At 61.4% G+C, this 4,797-nt stretch carries 4 protein-coding genes and 1 pseudogene; 3 read left to right on the top strand and 2 right to left on the bottom strand.

From position 1 onward, the window contains the following. The first annotated feature begins 124 nt into the window (after window positions 1-124). A complete protein-coding gene (locus ACRESD_RS08005; protein ID WP_431750429.1) occupies window positions 125-1,570 on the top strand; it encodes a mechanosensitive ion channel domain-containing protein in 1,446 nt (481 codons plus the stop codon). Between the two features lie 93 nt (window positions 1,571-1,663). Beyond that, window positions 1,664-2,101 carry a carboxymuconolactone decarboxylase family protein gene (locus ACRESD_RS08000; RefSeq protein ID WP_431750428.1) on the top strand — a complete coding sequence of 146 codons (438 nt, stop codon included), beginning with the start codon at window positions 1,664-1,666 and terminating at the stop codon, window positions 2,099-2,101. A 3-nt stretch (window positions 2,102-2,104) separates the two neighbouring features. Here ACRESD_RS08000 and ACRESD_RS07995 read toward each other — a convergent pair whose 3' ends face one another. Further along, a complete protein-coding gene (locus tag ACRESD_RS07995; protein ID WP_431750427.1) occupies window positions 2,105-2,875 on the bottom strand; it encodes an AraC family transcriptional regulator in 771 nt (256 codons plus the stop codon). 100 nt (window positions 2,876-2,975) lie between these two features. Here ACRESD_RS07995 and ACRESD_RS07990 point away from each other — a divergent pair, with 100 nt between their 5' ends. Further along, on the top strand, window positions 2,976-4,106 hold the full coding sequence (locus ACRESD_RS07990) for an MFS transporter (RefSeq protein WP_431750426.1): 1,131 nt from the start codon (window positions 2,976-2,978) through the stop codon (window positions 4,104-4,106). Here ACRESD_RS07990 and ACRESD_RS07985 read toward each other — a convergent pair. Then, window positions 4,096-4,797, bottom strand: a pseudogene (locus ACRESD_RS07985) (TonB-dependent receptor domain-containing protein); the annotation flags it as partial. The gene ACRESD_RS07990 and the pseudogene ACRESD_RS07985 overlap by 11 nt on opposite strands.

The following is a 4,797-nucleotide window of genomic DNA, read 5'->3' as shown; positions in this document are numbered from 1 at the left end:
CCTCGGAGATGCTATCGCAGGCAAGCCCGCTCCCACACAAGCCCGCTCCCAGATTTTGCTTGGCGCTATACCCGATATCTCGATTTCATGCGATCTTCAGGGCATTCGCCCTGGAGTTGCCTGGATGCCCTCATTTATCGCTGATCACCCCATGCTGTGCGCGTTGGCGCTGATCTTTATCGACATCGCCGTGTGGCACCTTATTTCCACCAACCTGGCCAGTTGGAAACTGGCGGCGCGGTTGGTGATCTTCGCGGTGTTCAGTGCCGTGTTGTTCAACGACGGCATGAACCCCATGCAACTGGCGCCCTACGCCGACGACACGGCCTTGCACCTGGCCGCCACGGCCCTGCAGATCGGCTGGTGGTTGTTCGCGGCGCGCACCCTCACGGTGTTGCTCGGCACCGTGATGATGCAACGGGTCGGTCACACCGGTCGGCTGTTGCAGGACCTGATGGGCGCGGTGATTTTCCTGATCGCGATCATCGCCGCCATGGCCTACGTGCTCGACCTACCGGTCAAGGGCGTGCTCGCCACTTCCGGCGCGGTGGCGATCATTGTCGGCCTGGCATTGCAGAGCACTTTGAGCGACGTGTTTTCCGGGATCGTCCTCAACACTACCAAGCCTTATCAGCTGGATGACTGGATCTCCATCGACGGCACCGAAGGTCGCGTCACCGATATCGACTGGCGCGCCACACGCCTGCAAACCTCCCAGGGCAGCATGGCGGTGATTCCCAACTCCTTGGCGGCCAAGGCCAAGATCATCAATTTCTCACGCCCGGCGGATATGTTCGGCCTGGCGGTCAGCCTGCAAGTCAGCCCGCATGCGCGCCCGCAAACCGTGATCGAGGCGTTGGAGCGTGCGATGCTGGGATGTCGGCCGTTGTTGGCCACCCCGGCGCCGAGTGTCGCGTTCAAGACCTCGGCCAGCGGCGGCGTCGAGTATGAAATCAGCGGTTTTGTACCGGCCATGGGCCTCAAGCGCGAAGTGCGCAACCAGCTGTATGACCTGGCTTTCCGTCACCTGCAAGCGGCGGGTGTCAGCCTGCTGTCCGCCACCGAAAGCAGCACGCCGTCCCTGGTTTCCGGGGCGCGGGCACTGCTGGAGCGCTCGTCGATTTTCTCCACCTTGCGCCAGGAAGAAAAGGACACCTTCAGCCAGAACATGACCCTGCATTCGTTCCGTGGCGGCGAGATGATCATGCCGGCGGGGGAGGTCAGCGACCATTTGTTCATCGTTGCCTCAGGTGTGGTGTCAGTCATGCTGATCAAGGACGGGCATAAGTTCGAAGCCGGGCGCATGGGGCCGGGGGAGGTGATTGGCGAGGCGGGGATTCTGTCCGATCAAGGTGTGCCGGCCGACTTCCTGGCCAAGACCTACTGCACGCTGTACCGCGTCGAAAAGGAATACCTCAAGCCTTGCCTGGATGCGCGGCATGACATCAGCGAGGCGATGAAGGCCTTGCTGGACTTCCGCCTGCACGCTGCGAAGACCCTGACTCAGTCAACACCGGTGATGCCGGTGAAGACCGGGTTCCTGCAGTGGTTGAGGAACCGTGGCCTGTAGATTGGTCACCTGTTCTTCGTCCGAATTGGCTATTCCTCCGGAGCGCTGCGGTGACTAACCTGCTCACCAATCCCACCGTTCTGGAGTATCACCATGCAAGCTCGTACCGATTTCTACACCGCTTCCCCAGACGCCATGAAAGCCATGCTCGCCCTGGAAGCCGCCGTCGGTAAACTGTCCATCGAACTGCCGCTGCTGGAGCTGGTGCGCCTGCGCGTGTCGCAGATCAACGGCTGCGCCTTCTGCCTCGACATGCACACCGCCGATGCACGCAAGGGCGGCGAAACCGAACGCCGCCTGTACACCGTGTCGGCCTGGCGCGAAACGCCATTCTTCACCCCGCGTGAACGCGCCGCCCTGGCCTGGGCCGAAAGCCTGACCCTGATCAGCCAGACCCACGCTGCCGACGCCGACTATACTGCGCTCGCCGCCGAATTCAGCCCGCAGGAACAGGTCGACCTGAGCCTGGCGATCACCACCATCAACAGCTGGAACCGCCTGGCCGTGGGTTTTCGCAAAATGCCGAAGTAAGCTTCAGTTGCCCTTTAAATAACCACGCGGCGTAGTGCCGGTCATGCCTTTGAAGAAGGTGATCAAGGCGCTGTCACTGGCAAAACCCAGCTCGAAGGCGCAGTAGCCCAGGCTGCGCCCGGTGGCAAGCAATTCAATGACCCGCATCAGCCGCCATTGCTGACGCCACTGCTGATACCCCAGGCCGGTTTCCCGCAGGAAAATCCGGCCGATGGTCTTGGCGCTGGCGCCGATCTGGTGTTCCAGTGCTTGCAGGGGTGGTGGCAGGGTGTCGAGCCGGGCCAGTAACGGTGCCAGGCGTTTGTCTTGCGGCAAGGGCAGGAGCATCGGCTGCTCGACCGCTTGCTCGATTTCGTCCAGGCACAACGCCAATAAGTGGGCAAAGCGTCCGGTGTGCCAATCGGTGTCGAAAGGAGCCATCGCCATCGGCTCCAACACTGCCTGCAGCAAGGAGCTGACTTCGATCACCCGAACCTGTTCCGGCAATTGACCCGCCAACATCGGGCTTACATACACCGAACGGTAATCCACGGTTTTGTGCATTTGCGCACGATGAGGCACCCCGCAGGGTATCCAGGCCGCACGGGATGGCGGCAGCAGGCACAGCTGGTTGTCCAGGGTGATACGAGTGCAGCCTTGTCGGGTGAACAACAGTTGCCCTCGTCGGTGCTGGTGCAGGCCTGAGTCGTGGTCACCGAGCAGGGCGGCGATGCCAACCACCGGCGCCGGCAGGCAGTCAGGATCGAAAGAAGCGTCGGCGGCGAGCCAGGCCATAGGTTTGTCCGATTTGATGGATAAACTGTCAAGGTTTGGATAATACCCCGTCTGCCAGTACTTAAAATCCTTCCGCTGTTTGATCAGGAAGGATCTGTCGATGAAAGTTAAAAACGGGTTGGCGCTGGCCGTGGCCCTGCTGATGTTCCCGCAATTGGCCCAAACCCTCTACAGCCCGGCCCTCGCCGATATCGGCCAGGCTTTTGCGGTCGGGCCGGAACGGGCAGGGCAAACCCTGTCGGTGTATTTTCTGGCGTTTGCGTTTGGCGTGGTGGTGTGGGGGCTGCTCTGCGACCGCTGGGGCCGTCGTCCGGCCATGTTGGCCGGACTTTCCCTGTATATGGCCGCCTCGGTGCTGGCCTTATCGGTCGTCACGTTCAACGGTTTGCTGATTGCACAAGCCATTGCGGCGTTTGGCGCGGCCGTGGGTTCGGTGGTCACGCAGACCGTGTTGCGCGACCGCTTCCATGGCGCCGAGTTGGCTGGGGTTTTTTCTGTGGTGGGCATTGCCCTGGCCGCTAGCCCGGCCCTTGGCCTGTTTAGCGGCGCAACCTTGGTGCAGCAGTTTGGTTATCGCGGTGTGCTCGTCGGTTTGTTGGTGTTGGCGCTGGTACTGTGGTGCTGGTGCTTGTGGCGCTTACCGGAGACGCGTCCTGCTTTCTTACCCATAGCGTCGTTGTGCGAGACCCTGGGTCTGATGCTACGGGACGCAGGTATCTGGCGCTCGGTGGGTTTGGTGGCCGCGTTCAATATCGCTTTGTTTAGCTACTACAGCATCGGGCCGTTCCTATTCGACAAGCTGGGTTTGTCGGCCCTCGAGTTTGGCTACAGCGGCGTATTGCTGGCGCTGGGTTCGGGTCTGGGGGCGCTGCTGAACAAGGTGCTGCTCAAGCGTGAGGTGCGCAGTGAGCACTTGGTGCCGGTTGCGGCGGGAATGGCGGTGCTGGGTGGCCTTTTGGTTGTGATGTTACAAGAAAGCTGGCTATTCGTATGGCCCATGCTGTTGGTGGTGCTGGCGTTCGGCATGGCGATTCCCAATGTGCTGGGCTCGGCACTGACCGCCTATCGTGACCGTCTGGGGACGGCCGCAGCGGTGTTTGGCTTGCTGTATTACTTGGCTATCGGTGTTGGGCTGAGCCTGGTCGGCTGGGCCCAGAGCCTGGGTTGGAGTCTGTTGACCTGCGGGTTGGCGGCGCTGTGGTTGACAGTTCCGCGCTCCCTTAGAAGTTGACCGAAGCACTCAGGCGCGCCGTCAAAGGCGCGCCCTGGAACAGATAGTCATCGCCCATGTACTCGCCCGCGTCGCGCCAGTAGCGCTTGTCGAACAGGTTGTCGACGCTCAGGCGAAACACCGTTTCATAGCCGTCGAACTGGGTGGTGTAGCGGCTGCCCACATTGACCACCGCATAATCGCCCACCTCCACATTGCCGGTGCGGTTGGCGTATTTCGCCACCGAGCACCGCCAACCCGTTCACCCATGGCAAGGCATAGTCGGCATACAGGCTGGCGCGCAGCTTGGGTACGTTGATCGCTTGATGGCCTTCGTAGTCCGGCGTGCCGCTGCCGTTCACCCTCGCACGAATCGCCGCCACGCTGGTGGCGATTTGCAGACGGTCGGTGGCCCAGCCGTTGGCCGACAGTTCCAGCCCGGTGTTCTTTTGCTGGCCTTGTTGGACGTAAGTGAAGTTGCCGGCGCCGTCCGGCTTGGCGTACTGATAAGCCTGGCGGGTCTGAAATACGGCGGCGGCGAAGCTGATGCGGCGCCAGTCGTATTTCACACCGGCTTCGATTTGCCGCGAGGTGGTCGGGGCCAGGGTTTCATCGGCATTGCTGGCGAACCACGGTGCCGTACCGCCCAGGGACAGGCCCTTGCTGTAGCTGGTGTACAGCGAGATGTTTTCAATCGGTTTGTAGATCAATG

It is taken from the genome of Pseudomonas sp. (genome assembly GCF_050739995.1).
Lineage (GTDB): Bacteria > Pseudomonadota > Gammaproteobacteria > Pseudomonadales > Pseudomonadaceae > Aquipseudomonas.
The sequence above is the reverse complement of the archived record's forward strand: the minus strand, read 5'-3'. Positions and strand labels throughout refer to the sequence as shown.